23 protein-coding genes are annotated in these 20,871 nt (G+C 73.5%); 18 read left to right on the forward strand and 5 right to left on the reverse strand.

What is annotated here, in order from left to right; genetic code table 11:
* Positions 1-9 precede the first annotated feature (9 nt).
* From FVS66_RS32995 to FVS66_RS33020, 6 genes are all read left to right on the forward strand, one after another.
* Entirely contained in the window at positions 10-1,437 is a 1,428-nt protein-coding gene (locus FVS66_RS32995; protein ID WP_149184918.1) for an NAD(P)H-hydrate dehydratase, read from the forward strand.
* 134 nt (positions 1,438-1,571) lie between these two features.
* Positions 1,572-2,234, forward strand: a complete 663-nt coding sequence (locus FVS66_RS33000; RefSeq protein ID WP_262387344.1) for an SMI1/KNR4 family protein — start codon at positions 1,572-1,574, stop codon at positions 2,232-2,234.
* A gap of 219 nt (positions 2,235-2,453) precedes the next feature.
* Positions 2,454-3,641: an alanine racemase gene (alr, locus tag FVS66_RS33005; RefSeq protein WP_149184919.1), complete on the forward strand. Its 1,188-nt coding sequence runs from the start codon at positions 2,454-2,456 to the stop codon at positions 3,639-3,641.
* A gap of 10 nt (positions 3,642-3,651) precedes the next feature.
* On the forward strand, positions 3,652-4,896 hold the full coding sequence (locus tag FVS66_RS33010; protein WP_187645808.1) for an alpha/beta hydrolase: 1,245 nt from the start codon (positions 3,652-3,654) through the stop codon (positions 4,894-4,896).
* Between the two features lie 10 nt (positions 4,897-4,906).
* A complete protein-coding gene (tsaE, locus tag FVS66_RS33015; RefSeq protein WP_149184920.1) occupies positions 4,907-5,539 on the forward strand; it encodes a tRNA (adenosine(37)-N6)-threonylcarbamoyltransferase complex ATPase subunit type 1 TsaE in 633 nt (210 codons plus the stop codon).
* A 154-nt stretch (positions 5,540-5,693) separates the two neighbouring features.
* Positions 5,694-5,912, forward strand: a complete 219-nt coding sequence (locus tag FVS66_RS33020; protein ID WP_149184921.1) for a hypothetical protein — start codon at positions 5,694-5,696, stop codon at positions 5,910-5,912.
* Positions 5,913-5,993: 81 nt separating this feature from the next.
* On the opposite strand, the gene FVS66_RS33025 is transcribed toward FVS66_RS33020, so the two are convergent.
* Positions 5,994-6,548 carry a hypothetical protein gene (locus FVS66_RS33025; RefSeq protein ID WP_149185177.1) on the reverse strand — a complete coding sequence of 185 codons (555 nt, stop codon included), beginning with the start codon at positions 6,546-6,548 and terminating at the stop codon, positions 5,994-5,996.
* A gap of 127 nt (positions 6,549-6,675) precedes the next feature.
* Between FVS66_RS33025 and tsaB the strand changes: the two genes are divergently transcribed.
* The 7 genes from tsaB (at position 6,676) to FVS66_RS33060 (ending at position 12,022) form a co-directional block, all read left to right on the forward strand.
* Positions 6,676-7,329: a tRNA (adenosine(37)-N6)-threonylcarbamoyltransferase complex dimerization subunit type 1 TsaB gene (gene tsaB, locus FVS66_RS33030; RefSeq protein WP_149184922.1), complete on the forward strand. Its 654-nt coding sequence runs from the start codon at positions 6,676-6,678 to the stop codon at positions 7,327-7,329.
* 20 nt (positions 7,330-7,349) lie between these two features.
* Positions 7,350-7,940 carry a ribosomal protein S18-alanine N-acetyltransferase gene (gene rimI, locus FVS66_RS33035; RefSeq protein WP_187645831.1) on the forward strand — a complete coding sequence of 197 codons (591 nt, stop codon included), beginning with the start codon at positions 7,350-7,352 and terminating at the stop codon, positions 7,938-7,940.
* The gene (gene tsaD / locus FVS66_RS33040; protein ID WP_149184924.1) at positions 7,933-9,057 is read left to right on the forward strand and encodes a tRNA (adenosine(37)-N6)-threonylcarbamoyltransferase complex transferase subunit TsaD; all 1,125 of its coding nucleotides are present in this window, start codon (positions 7,933-7,935) and stop codon (positions 9,055-9,057) included. Before rimI ends, tsaD begins: the two co-directional genes overlap by 8 nt.
* Entirely contained in the window at positions 9,054-9,335 is a 282-nt protein-coding gene (locus FVS66_RS33045; protein WP_149184925.1) for a hypothetical protein, read from the forward strand. Before tsaD ends, FVS66_RS33045 begins: the two co-directional genes overlap by 4 nt.
* A gap of 220 nt (positions 9,336-9,555) precedes the next feature.
* Positions 9,556-9,912 (forward strand): YciI family protein, encoded by a 357-nt coding sequence (locus FVS66_RS33050; protein WP_149184926.1) that lies wholly within the window; start codon positions 9,556-9,558, stop codon positions 9,910-9,912.
* 64 nt (positions 9,913-9,976) lie between these two features.
* Positions 9,977-11,269, forward strand: coding sequence for an RNA polymerase sigma factor (locus tag FVS66_RS33055; protein WP_149184927.1), 1,293 nt, complete (start codon positions 9,977-9,979; stop codon positions 11,267-11,269).
* Between the two features lie 66 nt (positions 11,270-11,335).
* On the forward strand, positions 11,336-12,022 hold the full coding sequence (locus FVS66_RS33060) for a hypothetical protein (protein WP_187645809.1): 687 nt from the start codon (positions 11,336-11,338) through the stop codon (positions 12,020-12,022).
* Here FVS66_RS33060 and FVS66_RS33065 read toward each other — a convergent pair.
* Positions 11,955-13,154 carry a class I SAM-dependent methyltransferase gene (locus FVS66_RS33065; RefSeq protein ID WP_149184928.1) on the reverse strand — a complete coding sequence of 400 codons (1,200 nt, stop codon included), beginning with the start codon at positions 13,152-13,154 and terminating at the stop codon, positions 11,955-11,957. The two genes, FVS66_RS33060 and FVS66_RS33065, sit on opposite strands and share 68 nt — an antisense overlap.
* Positions 13,155-13,236: 82 nt before the next feature.
* Here FVS66_RS33065 and FVS66_RS33070 point away from each other — a divergent pair, with 82 nt between their 5' ends.
* The 3 genes from FVS66_RS33070 (at position 13,237) to groL (ending at position 16,587) form a co-directional block, all read left to right on the forward strand.
* Positions 13,237-14,202, forward strand: coding sequence for a polysaccharide deacetylase family protein (locus FVS66_RS33070; RefSeq protein WP_149184929.1), 966 nt, complete (start codon positions 13,237-13,239; stop codon positions 14,200-14,202).
* Positions 14,203-14,527: 325 nt separating this feature from the next.
* Positions 14,528-14,836, forward strand: coding sequence for a co-chaperone GroES (gene groES, locus FVS66_RS33075; RefSeq protein WP_010471835.1), 309 nt, complete (start codon positions 14,528-14,530; stop codon positions 14,834-14,836).
* Positions 14,837-14,958: 122 nt separating this feature from the next.
* Positions 14,959-16,587, forward strand: coding sequence for a chaperonin GroEL (gene groL, locus FVS66_RS33080; RefSeq protein WP_149184930.1), 1,629 nt, complete (start codon positions 14,959-14,961; stop codon positions 16,585-16,587).
* 116 nt (positions 16,588-16,703) lie between these two features.
* On the opposite strand, the gene FVS66_RS33085 is transcribed toward groL, so the two are convergent.
* On the reverse strand, positions 16,704-17,477 hold the full coding sequence (locus FVS66_RS33085; protein WP_149184931.1) for an SDR family oxidoreductase: 774 nt from the start codon (positions 17,475-17,477) through the stop codon (positions 16,704-16,706).
* A gap of 49 nt (positions 17,478-17,526) precedes the next feature.
* The gene (locus FVS66_RS33090) at positions 17,527-18,216 is read right to left on the reverse strand and encodes an MOSC domain-containing protein (protein WP_149185179.1); all 690 of its coding nucleotides are present in this window, start codon (positions 18,214-18,216) and stop codon (positions 17,527-17,529) included.
* Positions 18,217-18,314: 98 nt separating this feature from the next.
* Here FVS66_RS33090 and FVS66_RS33095 point away from each other — a divergent pair, with 98 nt between their 5' ends.
* On the forward strand, positions 18,315-19,208 hold the full coding sequence (locus FVS66_RS33095; protein ID WP_149184932.1) for a LysR family transcriptional regulator: 894 nt from the start codon (positions 18,315-18,317) through the stop codon (positions 19,206-19,208).
* A 164-nt stretch (positions 19,209-19,372) separates the two neighbouring features.
* Here the strand turns inward: FVS66_RS33095 and FVS66_RS33100 are convergent, their stop codons facing one another.
* A complete protein-coding gene (locus FVS66_RS33100) occupies positions 19,373-19,693 on the reverse strand; it encodes a WhiB family transcriptional regulator (RefSeq protein ID WP_149184933.1) in 321 nt (106 codons plus the stop codon).
* Between the two features lie 369 nt (positions 19,694-20,062).
* On the opposite strand from FVS66_RS33100, the gene FVS66_RS33105 reads away from it, so the two are divergent.
* Entirely contained in the window at positions 20,063-20,674 is a 612-nt protein-coding gene (locus tag FVS66_RS33105; RefSeq protein WP_003948568.1) for a response regulator transcription factor, read from the forward strand.
* Positions 20,675-20,871 lie beyond the last annotated feature (197 nt).

A 20,871-nucleotide genomic window follows, 5' to 3' on the forward strand; every position in this document is an offset into this window, starting at 1 on the left:
GCTGAACGGATGCGTACTGCCTATCGCGTCGAGAGCGTACGGGCGGCGGAGGCCGCGCTGATGGCCCGGCTTCCCGAGGGTGCCCTGATGCAGCGGGCCGCCGCCGGGCTCGCCGGGGCATGCACGCGGCTGCTCGGGCGGGTCTACGGCGCCCGCGTCGTGCTGCTCGTCGGCAGCGGGGCCAACGGTGGTGACGCCCTGTACGCCGGGGCCCGGCTCGCCCGGCGCGGCGCCGGGGTCGCCGCCGTGCTGCTCGGCGCGCACACCCACGAAGCCGGGCTCGCCGTGCTGACCGGGGCCGGCGGGTCCGTGGCCGACGACCCGTTCGCCGTACTCGCCCGCGCCGACCTCGTCCTGGACGGGATCACCGGCATCGGAGGCCGCGGCGGGCTCCGCCCCGACGCCGTGCCGGTCGTCCGTGCCGCGCGCGGCTCCGACGCGGTCGTGGTCGCCGTGGACCTGCCGAGCGGCGTCGACGCCGACACGGGCGCGGTCGACGGGGAGGCGGTACGGGCCGACGCGACGGTGACGTTCGGGGCGTACAAGGCGGGGCTGCTCGTGGACCCGGCGCGGGAGTACGCGGGCGCCGTACGGCTCGTCGACATCGGGCTCGCGGAGCACCTGCCGTCCGTGCCCGAGCTGGAGGCCCTCCAGCACGCCGACGTGGCGCGGCTCCTGCCCGTACCGGCCGCCGAGAGCGACAAGTACCGGCGCGGCGTCGTCGGGCTCGTCGCCGGGTCGGCGCGCTACCCGGGCGCCGCCGTGCTGGCCGTCGCGGGCGCGCTGCGCGGCGGGGCGGGGGCCGTACGGTACGTGGGCCCCGCCGCCGAGGCCGTGCTTTCCCGGTACCCGGAGACCCTGGTCCACGCGGGGCCGCCCCGGAAGGCGGGGCGCGTCCAGGCGTGGGTGATCGGACCCGGGCTCGGCGACACGCCCGGCGTGGACGACGTCATGGAGTCCGACGTGCCGGTGCTCGTCGACGCCGACGGGCTGCGCCTCCTCGACCCTGCGGCCGTACGGGCCCGGTCCGCCCCGACGGTCCTCACCCCGCACGCGGGTGAGGCGGCGGCGCTCCTCGGCGTCGCCCGCGAGGACGTCGAGGCGCGGCGGCTCGACGCGGCACGGGAGCTGGCGGCGCGCTACGGGGCGACGGTGCTGCTCAAGGGGTCCACGACCCTGGTGGCCGCCCCGGAGCCGGCCGTTCCGGTGCGGGTGAACGCGACCGGAACCCCCTGGCTGGCCACCGCCGGGAGCGGCGACGTCCTGTCGGGCCTCGCCGGCTCGCTGCTGGCGGCCCGTCTCGCCCCGCGCGACGCCGCGTCGGCCGCGGCGTACCTGCACGGGCTGGCCGCCCGGCGCGCGGCGCGCGGGGCGCCCGTCGCGGCGCACGACGTGGCGGAAGCACTGCCGGGGGCGTGGCGGGATGTCGTCGGCTGAGGGGCGTGCGGGGAGGAACCGGCGCGGGCCCGCCCGGGGATCGAGGGGCCGGTGGGGGGCCGGGCCGGGTCCGGGGCCCGGGGGCGAGGGGGCCGCGGCGCTGGTCCGTGGACATGGTGGAGAGATTTGCAGGGGTGGGAGAGACAGTGGGGCACAACGCGCACGTGGCCGCGCTCACGCGGCTGATGCCGCCGGTCCACGGGGCCGACGAACAGGTCGACTGGGCGGCCGCCGAGGCCCGGTGGGGCGTCCGGTTCCCCGCCGACTACCGGGACTTCATGGCCCGGTACGGCGGCGGCTCCGTCAACGGCGAGGCCGTGGTCCTGCTGCCGCTGCCGCAGCAGGGCGTCCGGTGGCAGCCGGGCGACCTCGCCGAGGAGACCGCCAATGTGCGCCTCGCCTGGCGGGCGGAGGGCGGCCGGGACGCGCTGGACGCCGACCCCGGCGACCTCCTGGCCTGGGGCGTCACGGCCGGGCCCGACATCCTGTGCTGGCTCACCACGGACCCGGACCCGGACCGGTGGCCGGTCGTGGTGTGCGGGCGGCACACATCACCGACGTTCACCGTCCACCCGTACGGGATGGCCGAGTTCCTGCACCGGCTCCTCGCCGACGAGTTCGACGACCCGCCGGTCAGCCTCGTCTTCTGGGACGGCACCCCGGCCCGGTTCGTCCACTGGCGCGAGGAACAGCTCCGCTTCCTGGCCGGCCTCGACCCGGAAACCGGCGAACCCGACCCGTACGCACACCCACAGCCCCATCCGGCGGCCGGCGGTGATCCCGGGAGGGCGACCTGACGGGCGGCGATACCGAGGGGTCGCGGCCGGCCGTTGTTGTGGCCGACCATTGTTGTGGGCGGGTGTTCCGCAGGGTGTTCCGCAGGGTGTTCCGCAGGGCGGAACGGGTGGGTGTACCGACCGGCCGCGCGCCCCGTCCGGTGCCCGGCTGTCCGTTCGTGATCCGAGCGACATGACGGCGCCGCCTGCCCCGTGGGCGTACCTGAGACACTGGGCGCGATGAGTGAGACACCGCAGCAGCCTCGCGCCGCCCGCGAGCCCGAGGCACCCGAGACCCGCGCCCGCGCCGAGATCGACCTCGGTGCGCTTCGCGCCAACGTCCGCGCGCTGCGCGCCCGGGTCGCGCCCCGCGGCGCCCAGGTCATGGGCGTCGTGAAGGCCGACGCGTACGGGCACGGCGCAGTGCCGTGTGCCCGCGCCGCGCTCGCCGCGGGTGCCACATGGCTCGGTACGGCCACGCCGTACGAGGCGCTCGCGCTCCGGGCCGCCGGGATCGACGCGCCGGTCCTGTGCTGGCTGTGGACGCCCGGCGGGCCCTTCCGCGCCGCCGTCGAAGCGGATGTCGACATCGCGGTGAGCGGGCTGTGGGCGCTCGGCGAGGTCACCGATGCCGCCCGGGCAGCCGGCCGCCCCGCCCGCGTCCAGCTCAAGGCCGACACCGGGCTCGGCCGCAACGGCTGCCTGCCCGGCGACTGGCCGCGCCTCGTCGGCGAGGCCCTCAAGGCGCAGGCCGAAGGGCTGCTGCGGGTCACCGGCCTCTGGTCCCACTTCGCGTGCGCCGACGAGCCCGGCCACCCCTCCATCGCCGCCCAGCTGGACCGCTTCCACGACATGCTGGAGTACGCGGAGAAGGCCGGCGCCGAGCCGGAGGTGCGGCACATGGCCAACTCGCCCGCCACGCTCACCCTCCCCGACGCGTACTTCGACCTCGTCCGGGCGGGCGTGGCGATGTACGGCATCTCGCCCAGCCCCGAGGTCGGCGCACCGGCTGATTTCGGACTGCGTCCCGTGATGCGGCTGAGCGCCAGTGTGGCGTCCGTGAAGCAGGCGCCGCCCGGCCTCGGCATCAGCTACGGCCACCACTACGTCACCGACCGCGAGACGAACCTCGCCCTCGTCCCGCTCGGCTACGCCGACGGCGTCCCCCGCCACGCCTCGGGCAGTGGGCCCGTCCTGCTGGGCGGCGCGCTACGGACCGTGGCCGGCCGGGTCGCGATGGACCAGATCGTCCTGGACCTCGGCGCGGACGTCGTCGAGCCCGGCGCCCGCGCGGTGCTGTTCGGCCCGGGCGACGACGGCGAGCCCACTGCCGAGGACTGGGCGCGGGCGGCCGGAACCATCGCCTACGAGATCGTCACCCGCGTCGGCGCCCGGGTGCCGCGCGTCTACCTCCGCGAACGGGAGTAGTGGGGGAGACGTGAGCGAGACCGGTACGGGGGCGGCCGTCGGCGGGGCGGTCGTGGAGGCGGTGGGTGAGGCGGTCGAGGGGGCCGGCGTCGCCTGGCGGCGGCGCGCGGGCTTCGCCGGGGCCGCGATCGGGGTCGTCGCCGCGGGTGCTGCCGCCGGGGTGGCCCTGGAGCGGCTCACCGTCGGGCGCGGCGTCCGCAGGAAGGCCCGGCTGGCCCTGGACGCGGCCGGGCCCTACGGGGAACTGCGCGGCACCCCCGGCACGGCGTACGCCGACGACGGCACCGCGCTCCGGTACGAGGTCGACGAGCCCGACGAACCGGAGGGCGGCGCCCGCAGGTGGCGCGGCTTCGGCAGGCGTACGGCCCCGGCGCCGGTCACCGTCGTCTTCAGCCACGGCTACTGCCTCAGCCAGGACTCCTGGCACTTCCAGCGCGCCGCTCTCCGCGGCCTCGTCCGCACCGTGCACTGGGACCAGCGCAGCCACGGCCGCTCCGCGCGCGGCGCCGCCCAGTCCGGGCCCGACGGCGCGCCGGTCTCCATCGACCAGCTCGGCCGCGACCTGAAGGCGGTCGTCGACGCGGCCGCGCCCGAGGGACCCCTGGTGCTGGTGGGGCACTCGATGGGCGGTATGACGATCATGGCGCTGGCCGACCACTACCCGGAGCTGATCCGGGACCGGGTCCTCGGCGTCGCCTTCGTCGGTACGTCGTCGGGTCGCCTCGCCGAGGTCAGCTACGGCCTCCCGGCGGCCGGCGTCAACGCCGTACGGCGGGTCCTGCCCGGCGTGCTGCGTGCCCTCGGCACGCGTGCCGAGCTCGTGGAGCGGGGGCGGCGGGCGACCGCCGACCTGTTCGCGGGCCTCATCAAGCGGTACAGCTTCGGGACACGGGACGTGGACCCGGTCGTCGCCCGGTTCGCGGAGCGGATGATCGAGGCCACGCCGATCGACGTGGTCGCCGAGTTCTATCCGGCGTTCACCGACCACGACAAGGCGGAGGCCCTCGCGGTCCTCGCCGACGCGGCCGTCCAGGTACTGGCTCTGGCGGGCGAGCAGGACATGGTCACGCCCAGCTCCCACACCGAGGCCATCGCCGCGCTGCTGCCGGACGCCCGGCTGGTCGTCGTACCGGACGGCGGGCACCTGGTGATGCTGGAGCATCCGGAGGACGTCACCGGGCACCTCGTGGACCTGCTGGTGCGGGTCGGCGCGCTCACGCAGGGTGAGGCGGGGCCAGGGGCGCACAGCGGTTAGGTTGGCAGTCATGGAAGCAGCGCACACCGAAGCAGCGGACGCACGAGCGGAGCAGGCAGGAGCTCCGGACACGGGAGCCGCGGCGCACGCCGGGGCCGCTCACGCGGATGCCGGGGCCGCGGACACCGGGGCCGCTCACGCGGATGCCGGGCCTAGCCGGCCCGCCGCCACCGCCCGGCTCACCGTCCATTCGCCCGACGAGATGCGTGAGTTCGGCCGTGCCCTGGCCGGACTGCTGCGCCCGGGCGACCTCGTGATGCTCACCGGAGAGCTGGGCGCCGGCAAGACGACCCTGACGCGGGGTCTCGGCGACGGCCTCGGCGTGCGCGGCGCGGTCACCTCACCCACCTTCGTGATCGCCCGCGTCCACCCGTCGCTGGTCGGCGGCCCGGCCCTCGTCCATGTCGACGCGTACCGGCTCGGCGGCGGCCTCGACGAGATGGAGGACCTCGACCTGGACGTCTCGCTGCCGGACTCCGTGGTCGTCGTGGAGTGGGGCGAGGGCAAGGTCGAGGAACTCACCGAGGACCGGCTGCACGTGGTGATCGACCGGGTCGTCGGTGCCACGGACGACGACCGGCGCGTGGTCACGCTGACCGGCCTGGGCACCCGCTGGGAAGGCGTGGACCTGGCGCAGCGCTGACGCGCCCCGGGCTCCGCGCCCTGTCACCCGTACGTTCCGACAAGACGTCGGTAAATTGTTGCGCCGTACCTCCGAGGCATGGTCACATGGGTACAGTCGCTGGTTAGGTCTACCTAACTACGTCTCGTCCCGCCAGCGGAGCCAGGAGGCAACCATGCCGCAGCAGCAGCCGTCGGACGTGTCCATGCGTGACCTGCTGGCGTCCTGTGCGGCCGCGAACGCCGTGTCCACGCCGCCGCGCCCGGCCGCCGTCGGCACAGCCGACCGCACCGAGGGCGACGACCCCACCGAGGGCGGCGACGGCGGCGACGAGGCCGCCCACACCCACGCGCGACGCGAGGGCGAGCGGCACGAAGCGCCCCGGGCCGCGTAACCGCGACCGCCGCGCCACAGGGCGCGCAGAGCCTGCCGGTCCCCGGGAGGCGTTACGGGATGCCCCGGTCCCCGGGAGGCGTTACGGGATGACGACGACCGTCGAGTTGATCGTCGCGAACGCCCACAGCGCGTCGCCGTCCGCGCGCGCCATCCGCACCCCGCCCGTCCTGCGCGTCGGGTCCGGGCTGGCCATCGAGCCGTCCACCGCCGCGCTGAAGCCGACCGTGACCCCGTCCACCGAGGTGAACCGCACCACGTGCTCGACCTGCACCCCGTCCGAGCCGCGGACGGCCCCCGACCGGGAGGTCACGGCGTAGGTGCCGGGTGCCGGGTCGACGGTGCTCGGCATGACCGTGAACGTCCGCGTGACCTTGTTCTTCTCGTCGACCAGCCAGACACGCCGGTCGGCCAGCGCGTACACGACGCGCTCGCCCGAGCCCGACCGCGGCGGCAGCGCCGACGGGTCGGCCTTCGGCTTCCCGGCCGCGCCCGGCGCGGAGGAGGGGGACGAGGCGGACGGCGATGTCGAGGTCGACGCCTTGGTGCCGGAACGGAGGTCGGCGGGGGCGTTGGCCGACGCCTGATAGGCGAGGAAGCCGACCACCAGGAGTGCCGCCGCGGTGAGCCCGGCCACGAATCCCGAGCTGCTCCTTGCCACGCTGACCCACCTCTCGTACGACCTGTCCGTGTGACGGTAGCAGCAGCGCGGGGCCCGGTACGGGGGCGCCGTGCCACGTCGCCGGGAGCCGTAGGCTGTTCGCGTGCTGTTGCTCGCCATGGATACCGCCACCCCCGCCGTCACCGTCGCCCTCCACGACGGGCGGTCAGTAGTCGCGCAGTCGAGTCAGGTCGACGCGCGCCGGCACGGGGAACTGCTGCTGCCCGCCGTCCACCGCGTCCTGGGCGAGGCCGGGCTGAAGCCCGACGCCGTCACGGGCGTCGTCGTCGGCGTCGGCCCGGGCCCGTACACCGGACTCCGGGTCGGCCTGGTCACGGCGGCCACCTTCGCGTCGGCCCTCGGCGTCCCCGTCCACGGGCTGTGCACCCTCGACGGGCTCGCGTACGCCTCCGGCCTGGACGAACCGTTCGTCGTGGCGACGGACGCGCGCCGCAAGGAGGTCTACTGGGCGCGCTACGACGACCGGCGCACCCGAGTGACCGAGCCGTCCGTCGACCGGCCCGCCGACATCGCGGACCAGGTGGCGGGCCTCCCCGCGGTCGGCGCCGGGGCGCGGCTGTACGGCGACGTGTTCCCGGACGCCCGTGACCCCGAGCACCAGTCGGCGGCCGCCCTCGCCACGCTGGCCGCCGAGCGGCTTGCCGCCGGGGAGCGGCTGCTGGAGCCGCGTCCGCTGTATCTGCGCAGGCCCGACGCCCAGGTGCCGAAGAACTACAAGGTGGTCACGCCCAAGTGACCGGGCCCGTGCTGCGCGAGATGCGCTGGTGGGACATCGCTCCGGTGCTGCACCTCGAGCGGGAGCTGTTCCCCGAGGACGCCTGGTCGGAGGGCATGTTCTGGTCCGAGCTCGCCCACGCGCGCGGGCCGGAGGCCACCCGCCGGTACGTCGTGGCGGAGGAGCCCGGGGACGGCGCGGTCGACGGGACGGGCGCGGGTGACGGGCGGATCGCCGGGTACGCGGGACTCGCCGCGGCGGGCGGGCTCGGCGACGTCCAGACCATCGCGGTCGCCCGCGAGCACTGGGGCACAGGCCTCGGCGCCCGCCTGCTGACCGAGCTCCTTCAGTACGCCACCGCCTTCGAGTGCGAGGAGGTGCTGCTGGAGGTGCGCGTGGACAACACCCGTGCCCAGAAGCTGTACGAGCGCTTCGGCTTCGCGCCGATCGGGTTCCGGCGGGGCTACTACCAGCCGGGGAACGTCGACGCGCTGGTGATGCGCCTGAACATGCACGACACCACCGACACCACCGACACCGCGCGGACCACGTCCGACACCACGATCGGCACCACCGACACCACCACCGACACCACGACCGAGACCACTGAGAGCGCTGAGAGCCATGGCTGACGAACCCCTCGTCCTCGGCATCGAGACCTCCTGCGACGAGACCGGCGTCGGCATCGTCCGGGGCACCACCCTGCTCGCGAACGCCGTCGCGTCGAGCGTGGACGCGCACGCCCGGTTCGGCGGCGTCGTCCCCGAGATCGCCTCCCGCGCGCACCTGGAGGCCATGGTCCCCACCATCGAGCGCGCCCTGAAGGACGCGGGCGTCTCCGCGCGCGACCTCGACGGCATCGCGGTCACTGCGGGCCCGGGCCTCGCGGGCGCGCTGCTGGTCGGCGTCTCGGCGGCGAAGGCGTACGCGTACGCGCTGGGCAAGCCGCTGTACGGGGTGAACCACCTGGCCTCGCACATCTGCGTCGACCAGCTGGAGCACGGCCCGCTGCCCGAGCCGACGATGGCGTTGCTGGTGAGCGGCGGCCACTCGTCCCTCCTGCTCGCCCCCGACATCACGGCGGACGTCCGCCCCATGGGTGCGACGATCGACGACGCGGCGGGCGAGGCGTTCGACAAGATCGCACGCGTGCTGAACCTGGGATTCCCGGGCGGCCCGGTCATCGACCGGCTGGCCAAGGAGGGCGACCCGGCGGCCATCGCCTTCCCGCGCGGACTCACGGGCTCGCGTGACCCGGCGTACGACTTCTCCTTCTCCGGTCTGAAGACGGCCGTGGCCCGCTGGGTCGAGGCCAAGCGGAACGCGGGCGAGGACGTTCCCGTACGGGATGTGGCGGCGTCCTTCCAGGAGGCCGTCGTCGACGTCCTCACCCGCAAGGCCGTACGGGCCTGCCAGGACCAGGGCGTCGACCATCTGATGATCGGCGGCGGCGTGGCGGCCAACTCCCGGCTGCGGGCGCTGGCGGAGGAGCGCTGCGAGCGCGTGGGCATCCGGCTCCGTGTCCCCCGCCCCGGGCTGTGCACCGACAACGGCGCGATGGTCGCGGCGCTCGGCGCCGAGATGGTCGCCCGGAACCGTCCGGTCTCCGACCTTGAGCTCTCCGCCGACTCGTCCCTCCCGGTCACGGACCCGCACGTGCCGGGGAACAGCGACCACGACCACACTCACGACCACACCCACACCCACGACCACCTGCACGAGATCAGCAAGGAGAACCTGTACTCGTGACGGTGACGCTCATGTGGGAGGCCAGGGCCGTACCCGGCAGGGGCAGCGAGCTTCTGGAGTGGGCCCGGGGCCAGGCTCTCCCCGCCGAACCCCTCCGCCGCGAAACGTTCTCCGCTCCGGGGGACCGGGTGCTGGTCCTGACGTGGTGGGAGGCCGCGGGCTCCGCCGACGGGCCCTCCGACGGGCCCGCCGAGCCGCCCGAGCTTCCCGAACCCCCCGCCGAGTTGCTCACCCGCCCGGTCCACCGCTGGCGTTTCACCTCGCACGGCCTGGGCTGAGGGGCCCGGGCTCCCCGCCGCGGTGGCGGTCGCCCGGGAGGAGTGCACGCGCGAGCAGGGGTTCACCGTGCGGAGCGTCGGATCACTCGCGGCGCGGCGGGCCGCCCCGCGGAAAATGATTCCGAAGTCCCTCGGCCGGGGTGTCGATCCCGGCGGTCGCCGTTCGACGTAGGGGTGAGAGGCGGGGAACAGCCCCGCCACCGCACGCGAGGAGACGGCCGTGCCGCGTTTTCTGACCCTGATCCGCGTCATCGAGACCGACGGGCCCGCCGACGGCCCGAGCCCCGAGCTGGAGCAGCGCATGGGCGCCCTTCTGGAGGAGATCACCAAGGCGGGCGTCATGCTCGACACCGCCGGCCTCGCCCCGACCTCCGAGGGCACCCGCGTCACCTGGTCCGACGGGAAGATCAGCTACACCGACGGGCCCTTCACGGAGACGAAGGAGGTCATCGGCGGCTACTCGCTCATCCAGGCCAAGGACAAGGCCGAGGCCGTGGAGTGGGCCAAGCGCTTCCTGGAGCTCCACGAGGAGTACTGGACCATCACCGCCGAGGTCCGGCAGCTCGTCGAGGGCTGATATCCACAGGCCGGTATCCACAGCCCTTGGCGGGGTGGCGCCCGCGGTGCTCTGATGGGGAACCGTGAACGCACCGCACGCCGTGGAGACGGTGTTCAGGATCGAGTCCGGGCGGATCATCGCCGCCGTCGCCCGGATCGTCCGGGACGTCGGCCTCGCGGAGGAGCTGGCGCAGGACGCTCTGGTCGCCGCGCTGGAGCAGTGGCCGGAGTCGGGCGTCCCGGACAGGCCGGGGGCCTGGCTCATGGCCACTGCCAGGCGCCGCGCCATCGACCTGGTACGCCGCCGTGAGACGTACGCCCGGAAGCTCGCCGAACTGGGCCGTGCGGTACCCGACTCGGTGGGGCCGCCACCCGAGCCCGCCGACCCGGAGGACATCGACGACGACCTGCTGCGGCTGGTCTTCACCGCCTGCCACCCGGTGCTGTCCGCCGACGCCCGCATCGCGCTCACCCTGCGGCTGCTCGGCGGGCTGACCACCGCGGAGATCGCCCGCGCCTTCCTCGTCCCGGAGCCGACGATCGCCCAGCGCGTCGTCCGCGCCAAGCGCGCCCTCGCCAAGGCGGGCGTGCCCTTCGAAGTGCCGTACGGCGCCGACCGCGCGGCCCGACTCGACTCCGTGCTGGAGGTCATCTACCTCATATTCAACGAGGGTTACGCGGCGACGGCCGGCGACGACTGGCTGCGGCCCGGGCTGTGCGAGGACGCCCTGCGGCTCGTCCGCGTCCTGTCCGGGCTCATGCCCAAGGAGGCCGAAGTGCACGGCCTCGCCGCCCTCCTGGAGCTCCAGGCGTCCAGGACGGCCGCCCGTACGGGGCCCGAGGGGGCGCCGGTGCTGCTCGCGGACCAGAACCGGGCCCGCTGGAGCCGGCTGCTGATCCGGCGTGGTTTCGCCGCCCTGGAGCGCGCGGCCGGCTGCCCGGGCGGGCCGCGGGGGCCGTATGCGCTCCAGGCCGCCATCGCGGCGTGCCACGCCAGGGCCGCGACGTACGAGGAGACGGACTGGGCGGCCATCGCCGTGCTGTACGGGCGGCTCGCCCGGGTGGCGCCGTCGCCGGTCGTCGAGCTGAACCGGGCGGTCGCCGTGTCCCGGGCGGAGGGTCCGGAGGCGGGCCTCGCCCTGGTCGACGCCTTGGCCGCCGAACCGGCTCTGAAGAGTTACCACTTGCTTCCCAGCGTCCGCGGCGACCTGCTGCTCCGCCTGGGCCGGGACACCGAGGCCCGAGCGGAGTTCGAACGGGCGGCCCGCCTGACCCGCAACGAACGGGAGCGCGCCCTGCTGCTCGAACGGGCGGGGAGGACGGCGGAGTTCACGGGCGGACCACCCGCGGAAGCCCCCGGCAGCGGTACCCCCTGAGGCGGTCCCCGGCAGCCGTGGCCCCCTGAGCAGCCGGCTCCTGCGGCTCGCACTAGTCTCAGGGGCGTGTCGTCCCCGCGTACTTCCGTGCCGCCGCCCCCGCCGCCCCCGCCGCCTCCGCACCTGAGGGCCTGGCCCGACCGTGACGCGTTGCTCGCCGACCGGGACCGGGCGATGGGGGAGCTGGGCAGGCGGCTGCTGGGCGGGGGACGGCTGGGGCTGTTCCTGGTGTGGCTGCTGGTCCTGGAGGTCGGCTGGGGACTGGTGGGGGCCGGGCTCGTCATGTTCGACGAGGCGCTGGACCCCTTCTCGGTGGGCTTCGCCCTGCTGAGCGCGGCCGCCGGTGTCGGCGCGCTCGTCCCCGCCGCGTTCTTCCAGGTGCGTGGCCTGCGCCGGGACCGTGCGGTGCGGTGGCTGTTCGTCCAGTGGGCGACGCTGGACGCGGCCCCCGCGCGCGATGCCCGGCACCGGGCGCCGGGGCTCACCCTGGCGTGGCTGCTGGTGTCGTTCGCGCTGTGCGCGGCGGGCCTGTGGCTCTGCCTCGCGGTGCCCGCGTCGGCCCGCCGGGGGACCGACACGTACGCGGAGGTCGCGTACGGGATGGGGGCCGGGCTTCTGCTGTGGGTCACCGGGCTCGTGGGCACGGTGCGGGCCGTGGCCCACCACCGGCTGGCGGTAAGGCTGTTCAGCCCTGTTCGGGCAGCCCCGCGGGCCGGCCGACCAGCATCGTCGGAGCACCCGCCACACGCGTGAGGATGACCGTCGCCGCGTTCGGGCCCTTCGGCTTCACCTTGCGGCGCAGCTCCTCCGGCTCCACCGCCGAGCCGCGCTTCTTCACCGTCAGGGTGCCCACCTCGCGCTCGCGCAGCAGCGCCTTCAGCTTCTTCAGGTTGAAGGGCAGCACGTCGGTGATCTCGTACGCCGTCGCGTAGGGCGTCGGGCGCAGCTCGTCGGCCGTGACGTAGGCGATCGTCTCGTCCACGAGTCCGCCGTCCAGCTCCCGGGCGACCTCCGCCACCAGATGGGCCCGGATGACGGCGCCGTCCGGCTCGTACAGGTAGCGGCCGACCTTCCGGACCGGCGGGGCGGGCGGCGGCGCGGGCGTGGCGAGGGACGCGCCGGAGGGCAACAGCGTCGCCCGTACGGCCCCCGGGGCGGTACCGAACCAGAGCACCGCCTCCTTCACGTCCCCGCCGTCCGAGATCCACTCGGCCTCGGCCTCCGGCGGGACGATCTCGTGCGGGATGCCCGGGGCGATCTTCAGGGCGGCGTGCGGGGCGCCCCGGGCGGCGTCGACGGCCCAGGACAGCGGCGGTGAATACGCCTCGGGGTCGAAGATCCGGCCCCGGCCCCCGCGCCTGGCCGGGTCGACGAACACGGCGTCGTACGGGGACGTGTCGACCTCCGTGACGTCCGCTTGGCGGACCTCGATCAGGTCGGACAGCCCCAGCTCCTCCGCGTTGGCGCGGGCGGCCGCCACCGCGAGCGGGTCGCGGTCGACGGCGAGGACGGAGACGCCCGCGCGGGCGAGGGCGATGGCGTCGCCGCCGATGCCGCAGCACAGGTCCGCGACGCTCCGCACGCCCAGCCGTGCGAAGCCCGCCGCCCGGTGCTCGGCCACCGTCCTGCGGGTGGACTGCTCGACCCCGTTCGGCGTGAAGTACATGCGGTACGCGTCGTCCGCGCCGAACTTCGCCACCGCCCGCTGGCGCAGCCTCGCCTGCCCGAGCGCCGCCGACACCAGCTCGGCCGGGTGACTCCGGCGCAGCCGGGAGGCGACGGCCAGCTCCTGGGCGGGTTCGTAGTGGCGCAGGTCGGCGAGCAGGGCCCGGCCCTCGTCGGTGAGCAGCGCGGAGAAGACGGCGAGATCGGTCACCCGTCCCATTGTGGTCCAGGCGGGGGATGGTGCCGGTGCGACGGGGGTGTCGGCGTTGCGTCGGGGCCCGGCGCTGACAGGATGCGGCGCCATGCAGCTAGTACGACAAAAGTATCAATCACCGGCGAAGCGGACGCGGCCGAGGCTCACCGCGGCGCTGCTCGTCGTGGCCCTCGGCACGGCCTGCGCGGCGGAAGGCGCGGGCCCCGCCGGTATCGGCGACGCCTGGCCCGTGGCCGGCGGGCAGGGCGGGCAGGGGCAACAGGGGCAACAGGGGCAACAGGCCCAGCCGCGTACGGCGTCGGGCGCGCTGGACGCGTATGTCGAGCGGTTCCGGCGGGCGCAGGCGGCCCGCGTCGCCGCCGCGAAGAAGTGGGGCCTGAAGCAGACTCCGCTCCTCCCGCCGGCACCCCCCGACAAGAAGCCGGAGATCACCTTCCGCAAGGGCTTCGAGGTGGGCGACCCGACGCTCCCGCCGGTCTTCACCACCGTCCCGACCGAGGACCGGGTCGTGTTCCTCACCATCGACGACGGCGCCGAGAAGGATCCGGAGCTGCTGCGGATGATGTCCGAGCTGGGCATCCCGTACAGCGCCTTCCTCAGCGACTATCTCGTCAAGGAGGACTACGGCTACTTCAGACGGATGCGGGACCAGGGCGTCGCGCTGCACAATCACACGCTCAAGCACCGCTACATGCGCGCCCTTCCGTACGCGGTGCAGAGGCGTGAGATCTGCGGCCAGCAGGACACCATGGAGAAGCAGTTCGGGAAGCGGCCCAGGCTGTTCCGTCCGCCGTACGGCGCCTACAACGCCGACACGCTGCGCGCCGCGCGGTCCTGTGGCGTCGAGGCCGTGCCGCTCTGGGCTGCGGAGGCGTTCCCGGACCGTATGGAGTGGCGCGAGTGGGACCGCGACCTGCACCCCGGTGACATCGTGCTGACGCACTTCCGGGGCCCCGGTGACTGGAAGGGCACCATGGCCGACATGGTCCGCCGCGCCATGGACACCATCACGGCCAAGGGCTACGCGGTGGCGCGGCTGGAGGACTACGTCTGACCGGCGGGCAGGGGGCCTGTCGTCTCGGGCATGGGGGGCTTCGTGCGGAACCGGGATGGTGTTCGTCGACGTTTCCGTACCGAGATCGAATCGACATCGGTCGCACTCCCGTGCGAACCGATGCGGCGGGTGGCGCGGCGCGCGGTGGCGAATTGGCACTCCGCTTGACCGAGTGCTAATCGCGGTCATAGTCTCAGCTCTGGCACTCCCCACCGGAGAGTGCCAACACAGCGACGGGCAGGTCCGGCACCCGCGACGACGGATCCACCTGGTCGCCACCTCAGACAGTTGACCCCGTGAGATCTCCGAAGGGGGAGGTCGGATCGTGACGACCACCAGCTCCAAGGTTGCCATCAAGCCGCTCGAGGACCGCATTGTGGTCCAGCCGCTCGACGCCGAGCAGACCACGGCCTCTGGCCTGGTCATTCCGGACACCGCGAAGGAGAAGCCCCAGGAGGGCGTCGTCCTGGCCGTGGGCCCGGGCCGCTTCGAGAACGGCGAGCGCCTGCCGCTCGACGTCAAGACCGGCGACATCGTGCTGTACAGCAAGTACGGCGGCACCGAGGTGAAGTACAGCGGCGAGGAGTACCTCGTCCTCTCGGCCCGCGACGTGCTCGCGATCGTCGAGAAGTAATTCACGCTTCACGTGCCTTGAGCTGCGCCCCTGGCCCCCGCTGCTGTGCTGCCGCACGTGCGCCGGGCGGCGAGGGGCGCCGTTCTTTCTCCACCGAGTACCGAGAGGGCTGAATCGCTCCCATGGCGAAGATCCTGAAGTTCGACGAGGACGCCCGTCGCGCCCTTGAGCGCGGCGTCAACAAGCTTGCCGACACCGTCAAGGTGACGATCGGCCCCAGGGGTCGCAACGTCGTCATCGACAAGAAGTTCGGCGCCCCCACCATCACCAACGACGGTGTCACCATCGCCCGCGAGGTCGAGGTCGAGGACCCGTACGAGAACCTCGGCGCCCAGCTGGTGAAGGAGGTGGCGACCAAGACCAACGACATCGCGGGTGACGGCACCACCACCGCCACCGTCCTGGCCCAGGCGCTCGTCCGCGAGGGGCTGCGCAACGTCGCCGCCGGCGCCTCCCCGGCCGCCCTGAAGAAGGGCATCGACGCCGCCGTCAAGGCCGTCTCCGACGAGCTCCTCGCCACGGCCCGCCCGATCGAGGAGAAGTCCGACATCGCCGCCGTCGCCGCGCTGTCCGCCCAGGACCAGCAGGTCGGCGAGCTCATCGCCGAGGCGATGGACAAGGTCGGCAAGGACGGTGTCATCACCGTCGAGGAGTCCAACACCTTCGGTCTGGAGCTGGACTTCACCGAGGGCATGGCCTTCGACAAGGGCTACCTGTCCCCGTACATGGTCACCGACCAGGAGCGTATGGAGGCCGTCCTCGACGACCCGTACATCCTGATCCACCAGGGCAAGATCGGCGCCATCGCCGACCTGCTGCCGCTCCTGGAGAAGATCATCCAGACCGGTGGCTCCAAGCCGCTGCTGATCGTGGCCGAGGACGTCGAGGGCGAGGCCCTGTCGACCCTCGTCGTCAACAAGATCCGCGGCACGTTCAACGCCGTCGCGGTCAAGGCCCCCGGCTTCGGCGACCGCCGCAAGGCGATGCTCGGCGACATGGCCGCCCTCACCGGCGCCACCGTCGTCGCCGAGGAGGTCGGCCTCAAGCTCGACCAGGTCGGCCTCGAGGTGCTGGGCACCGCCCGCCGCGTGACCGTCACCAAGGACGACACCACCCTCGTCGACGGCGGCGGCAAGTCCGAGGACGTCGCGGGCCGCATCGCCCAGATCAAGGGCGAGATCGAGACCACCGACTCCGACTGGGACCGCGAGAAGCTCCAGGAGCGCCTCGCGAAGCTGGCCGGCGGCGTGTGCGTCATCAAGGTCGGCGCCGCCACCGAGGTGGAGCTGAAGGAGAAGAAGCACCGTCTGGAGGACGCCATCTCCGCGACCCGCGCCGCGGTCGAGGAGGGCATCGTCTCCGGTGGTGGCTCCGCGCTGGTCCACGCCGTCAAGGTGCTGGAAGGCGGCCTCGGCAAGGAGGGCGACGAGGCCACCGGTGTCGCCGTCGTCCGCCGCGCCGCCGTCGAGCCGCTGCGCTGGATCGCCGAGAACGCCGGCCTGGAGGGCTACGTCATCACCTCCAAGGTGGCCGAGCTCGACAAGGGCCAGGGCTTCAACGCCGCCACCGGCGAGTACGGCGACCTGGTCAAGGCCGGTGTCATCGACCCGGTGAAGGTCACCCGCTCCGCCCTGGAGAACGCGGCGTCCATCGCCTCCCTCCTCCTCACCACCGAGACCCTCGTGGTCGAGAAGAAGGAAGAGGAGCCGGCGGAGGCGGGCCACGGCCACGGTCACGGCCACGCCCACTGACGCGTAGCTCCGGCTCACGCCGATACGCCGACGAGGCCCGGTACCCCCGAGGGGGCACCGGGCCTCGCCCGTTCCTGTCCGCCCGTCCCCGAAGGGCCCGGACCGCGTCAAGCGCCCTACTTCGGGCCGAACTTGCGCCCCGCCCGCGAGCTGACCCCGCCCAGCAGCCCGCGCGGCGCCAGCTTCACCACACCCATCAGCGCCTTGTACCGGGGGTCCGGCACCGACAGCGTCCGCCCCCGCGCCAGGTCCGACAGCGCCTCCGCGGCGACCTTGTCGGCGTCCAGCCACATCCACCTCGGGATGTTGTCCGTGCCCATCCCGGCCCGCTCGTGGAACTCCGTCCGTACGAAGCCGGGGCACAGCGCCATCATGCGCACCCCGCTCCCCGCGAGGTCCCGCGCCGCGCCCTGCGTGAACTGCACGACCCACGCCTTCGACGCCCCGTACGTGCCACGCGGTACGAAAGCGGCGACGGACGCGACGTTCACCACGCCGCCCCGCCGCCGCTCCCGCATCGCCGAGGTCGCCGCGGACGTCAGCCGCAGCACCGCCTCGCAGTGCACCTTCAGCATCTTCAGCTCGTCGGCCATCTTCACGTCCAAAAAACGGCCCTTGTTGCCGAACCCCGCGTTGTTGATCAGCAGGTCCACCGGCCGCTTCGTGTCGGAGAGCCGCGCCTCCACGGCCGCGATGCCCGCGTCCTCCGCCAGGTCCGCGGACAGCACCTCCGCCTCGACGCCGTGCCGGTCGTGCAGCTCGGTCGCCTGCTCCCGGAGCCGTTCCACATCGCGGGCCACCAGGACCACATCGTGGCCGTCGGCCGCCAGCCGCCGCGCGAACGCGGCCCCGATACCCGCGGTCGCGCCCGTAATAAGTGCACTCGTCATACGCGGCACGTTAGTGCCCCGGGTGTGTGCGCGGGGAGGCGCCCAGCCGCTACCCCAAGGGCCCGGCATCCGCCCGCGACCGCCGCGCCACGTACTCGCGTGCGGCGTCCCGGAGTTCGGGATGCGGGGCGTTCCCCGCCGCGAGGATCCGCGGCAGCAGCTCACGCTCCGTGGTCTTCGCGCGGAACGCCATCGCGACGGTCACATCGTGGTCGGGCCGGTGGACGATCTCCACCGAATCGCCCGCCCGGATCTCACCCGGCTCGATCACCCGCAGATACGCCCCCGGGGCGCCACGCTCCGTGAACCGCCTCATCCACCGTCGCTCACCCAGCCAATCCGCGAACGTACGGCAGGGAATGCGCGGGGACGTCACCTCCAGCACCAGCGACGGACCGATCCGCCACCGCTCGCCGAGCAGCGCCCCGTCCACGTCGAGACCGGAGGTGGTGAGGTTCTCCCCGAACGCGCCGTTGGCGATCGGGCGCCCCAGCTCCCGCTCCCACCGGTCCAGTTCCTCGCGCGCGAAGGCGTACACGGCCTGGTCCGTTCCGCCGTGGTGGCGCAGATGGCGGACCGCGTCACCGGCGAGGCCGCCGCCGCCCACACCCTTGGGGCCGGGGTCCGTCACCCGCACGGGCCCCTCCACCGGGCGCTTGTCGATCCCCGTCGTACCGTCCGGGGAGGTCGTGTAGTCCACGCTCTTCGGACGCCCCACGTTCACCGTCAGCACCCGCACAGCCGTCATCGCACTCATACGGGCACGCTAACCCCATGGGCCTCAAAGCCTCCACGCGGTATTTCGTGTCCGTCTAAAGAGTCCCTTATATTCGCCTTGTGATCGAAGCCCGTCATCTCCGCGTCCTGCGCGCCGTGGCCGCCGCCGGCTCCTTCTCCGCCGCGGCCCGGGAACTCGGCTGCACCCAGCCGGCCGTCAGCCAGCAGATGAAGGCCCTGGAGTCGTCCACCGGTACGCCGCTGCTCATCCGTACGGGCCGCGAGATGCGCCTGACGCAGGCGGGCGAGGCCCTGGTCCGGCACGCGGCCGGCATCCTCGCCGGGCTGACCGCGGCCGAGGAGGAGATCGCCGCCATCGCGGGCCTGCGGGCCGGCCGCGTCCGGCTCGTCTCGTTCCCCAGCGGCAGCTCCACCCTCGTCCCCACCGCCCTCGCCGCCCTCCGCGCGGCCCACCCCGGCACCCGCGTCTCGCTCGTCGAGGCCGAGCCGCCGCGCTCGGTCGAGATGCTCCGCGAGGGCGACTGCGACGTGGCACTGGCGTTCCGGTACGCCGGCGGTGCCGCCGAGTGGGACGACCTGGTCGTACGCCCGCTGCTCACCGACCGGCTCGTCGGTCTCGTCCCGGAGGGGCACCGGCTGGCCGGCGCGGACCCGGTCGCGATCGGGGAACTGGCGGACGAGCCCTGGATCGCGGGCTGCCCGCGGTGCCGCCGCCAGTTGGTGGATGTGTGCGAGGGCGCCGGCTTCACCCCCCGTATCGACTTCGCGACGGACGACTACCCGGCGGTCGTGGGGCTCGTGAGCGCCGGCCTCGGCGTGGCCGTCCTGCCCGAGCTGGCCATCGAGTCCGTACGGCCACGGGGCGCCCGTACGGTCGTGGTGGAGCCGCCGGTGGAGCGGGAGATCGTCGCCCTCACCCTCCCGGATCTCGCCCAGGTACCGGCCGTCGCCGCCACCCTGGACCGGCTGGCGGACGCGGCCACGCGCGCGTAGCGGCGTGTGACAGTCGGAACACAACGCTCACCCGGACATGTGTGGGGCGGCCCCTGGACACTCTGGACACGCGCCGGGCAGCCCGCCGGACGCACGCCACTGTCGCGCGGAGGCGCCGCCGCCGCGCTGAAACGTTCCTTCAAATATGTAGGGCTGCCCGGCCGTCAGCCCCTTCCCGCCGGTGCCGCCGACGTGGTGATCAGCCGGGCGCGCGCGCGTCCCATCAGTTCCTCGCGCTCGTCCTCGGTGAGGCCGCCCCATACGCCGTAGGGCTCCCGCACGGCCAGTGCGTGGGCCGCGCACTCCGCGCGGACCGGGCACCGCATGCAGACCTCCTTCGCCGAGTTCTCACGCGCGCTCCGTGCCGCGCCGCGCTCCCCCTCGGGGTGGAAGAAGAGCGAACTGTCGACCCCTCGGCAGGCCGCGAGCAGCTGCCAGTCCCACAGGTCGGCGTTGGGTCCGGGAAGGCGGGAGAAATCTGCCATGGCGCATGTCCCCTTGAAACCGGTACTGAGCTTGCTGAGCGGACTACTTGTCGCAGTAGATGTAAATATGACTCATTGCGAATCTAGCTACAGACACCAGCAAAGGGAAGGAAAAGCCGCTAAATGGGGCATAGCTCTGAGTGAAGCGGCGGTGACCTGCGGCGCTCTGCTCCGTATGCACTCCCTCACGTAGAGTGTTGGAGGAGATGCCCGTACCCGTAACTCTTTCGAGTGACCGTCGTTGAGAGTGCGGAGGCGGTTGAAGGAAGAAGCGCTCGGGCGCATGTCCGAGAGCGTCAACCGCACAGGTGACGATTCGTAACCAGCCTGGAGGCCCAAGGTGACGCGCATCAGCTGCGGAGGACGGTCATGACATCCGTCCTCGTCTGCGACGACTCCCCGCTTGCCCGAGAAGCGCTCCGCCGCGCCGTCGCGACCGTGCCCGGCGTCGAGCGCGTGACGACGGCGGCCAACGGCGAGGAAGTCCTCCGCCGCTGGGGCGCCGATCGCTCGGACCTGATTCTGATGGACGTACGTATGCCCGGTCTGGGCGGCGTGGAGACCGTCCGCCGACTGCTCTCCGCGGACCCCGGCGCCCGCATCATCATGCTGACCGTCGCGGAGGATCTCGACGGGGTGGCTCTCGCCGTCGCCGCCGGCGCCCGCGGCTATCTGCACAAGGACGCCTCGCGCGCCGAGCTGCGGGCCACGGTCACCCAGGCCCTCGCCGACCCCACGTGGCGGCTCGCCCCGCGCCGGCTGCGCTCCGCCGAGATGGGCGCCGCGCCCACCCTCACGGCCCGCGAGATCCAGGTGCTCGAAGGTATGAGCCACGGCCGTTCGAACGCCGAGATCGGACGCGAGCTGTTCCTCTCCGAGGACACGGTCAAGACCCACGCCCGGCGGCTGTTCAAGAAGCTCGGCGCCTCGGACCGGGCCCACGCGGTCGCGCTCGGATTCCGCTGGGGCCTGGTGCGCTAGGGAGTGACCGTTCTGACCCCGTCCGCCGCGCGGCGGACGGGGCGGCGCAGGCCCGATGTCTGTTTCCTGCGCGATGCCGCATCCTTGAGGGGTGGAGTTCCTCGGGGACGAGTCGATCGAGCGGGAGGGGAGGGCGCAGGAGATGACTTCCGGCGCACCTGCTCATAACGCTTCGGTGCACAAGGCTGGACGCGGTG

Origin of the sequence: Streptomyces sp. TRM49041 (assembly GCF_008271805.1) — a bacterium.
GTDB lineage: Bacteria > Actinomycetota > Actinomycetes > Streptomycetales > Streptomycetaceae > Streptomyces.

What these genes read in the sequence shown, in the direction of transcription:
- FVS66_RS33085 (WP_149184931.1), bottom strand. Translation starts at nt 17,477, where the DNA reads ATGACGAGTGCACTTATTACGGGCGCGACCGCGGGTATCGGGGCCGCG.
- groL (WP_149184930.1), top strand. Translation starts at nt 14,959, where the DNA reads ATGGCGAAGATCCTGAAGTTCGACGAGGACGCCCGTCGCGCCCTTGAG.
- tsaD (WP_149184924.1), top strand. Translation starts at nt 7,933, where the DNA reads ATGGCTGACGAACCCCTCGTCCTCGGCATCGAGACCTCCTGCGACGAG.
- FVS66_RS33105 (WP_003948568.1), top strand. Translation starts at nt 20,063, where the DNA reads ATGACATCCGTCCTCGTCTGCGACGACTCCCCGCTTGCCCGAGAAGCG.
- FVS66_RS33070 (WP_149184929.1), top strand. Translation starts at nt 13,237, where the DNA reads ATGCAGCTAGTACGACAAAAGTATCAATCACCGGCGAAGCGGACGCGG.
- alr (WP_149184919.1), top strand. Translation starts at nt 2,454, where the DNA reads ATGAGTGAGACACCGCAGCAGCCTCGCGCCGCCCGCGAGCCCGAGGCA.
- FVS66_RS33020 (WP_149184921.1), top strand. Translation starts at nt 5,694, where the DNA reads ATGCCGCAGCAGCAGCCGTCGGACGTGTCCATGCGTGACCTGCTGGCG.
- FVS66_RS32995 (WP_149184918.1), top strand. Translation starts at nt 10, where the DNA reads ATGCGTACTGCCTATCGCGTCGAGAGCGTACGGGCGGCGGAGGCCGCG.
- rimI (WP_187645831.1), top strand. Translation starts at nt 7,350, where the DNA reads ATGCGCTGGTGGGACATCGCTCCGGTGCTGCACCTCGAGCGGGAGCTG.
- FVS66_RS33065 (WP_149184928.1), bottom strand. Translation starts at nt 13,154, where the DNA reads ATGGGACGGGTGACCGATCTCGCCGTCTTCTCCGCGCTGCTCACCGAC.
- FVS66_RS33100 (WP_149184933.1), bottom strand. Translation starts at nt 19,693, where the DNA reads ATGGCAGATTTCTCCCGCCTTCCCGGACCCAACGCCGACCTGTGGGAC.
- tsaE (WP_149184920.1), top strand. Translation starts at nt 4,907, where the DNA reads ATGGAAGCAGCGCACACCGAAGCAGCGGACGCACGAGCGGAGCAGGCA.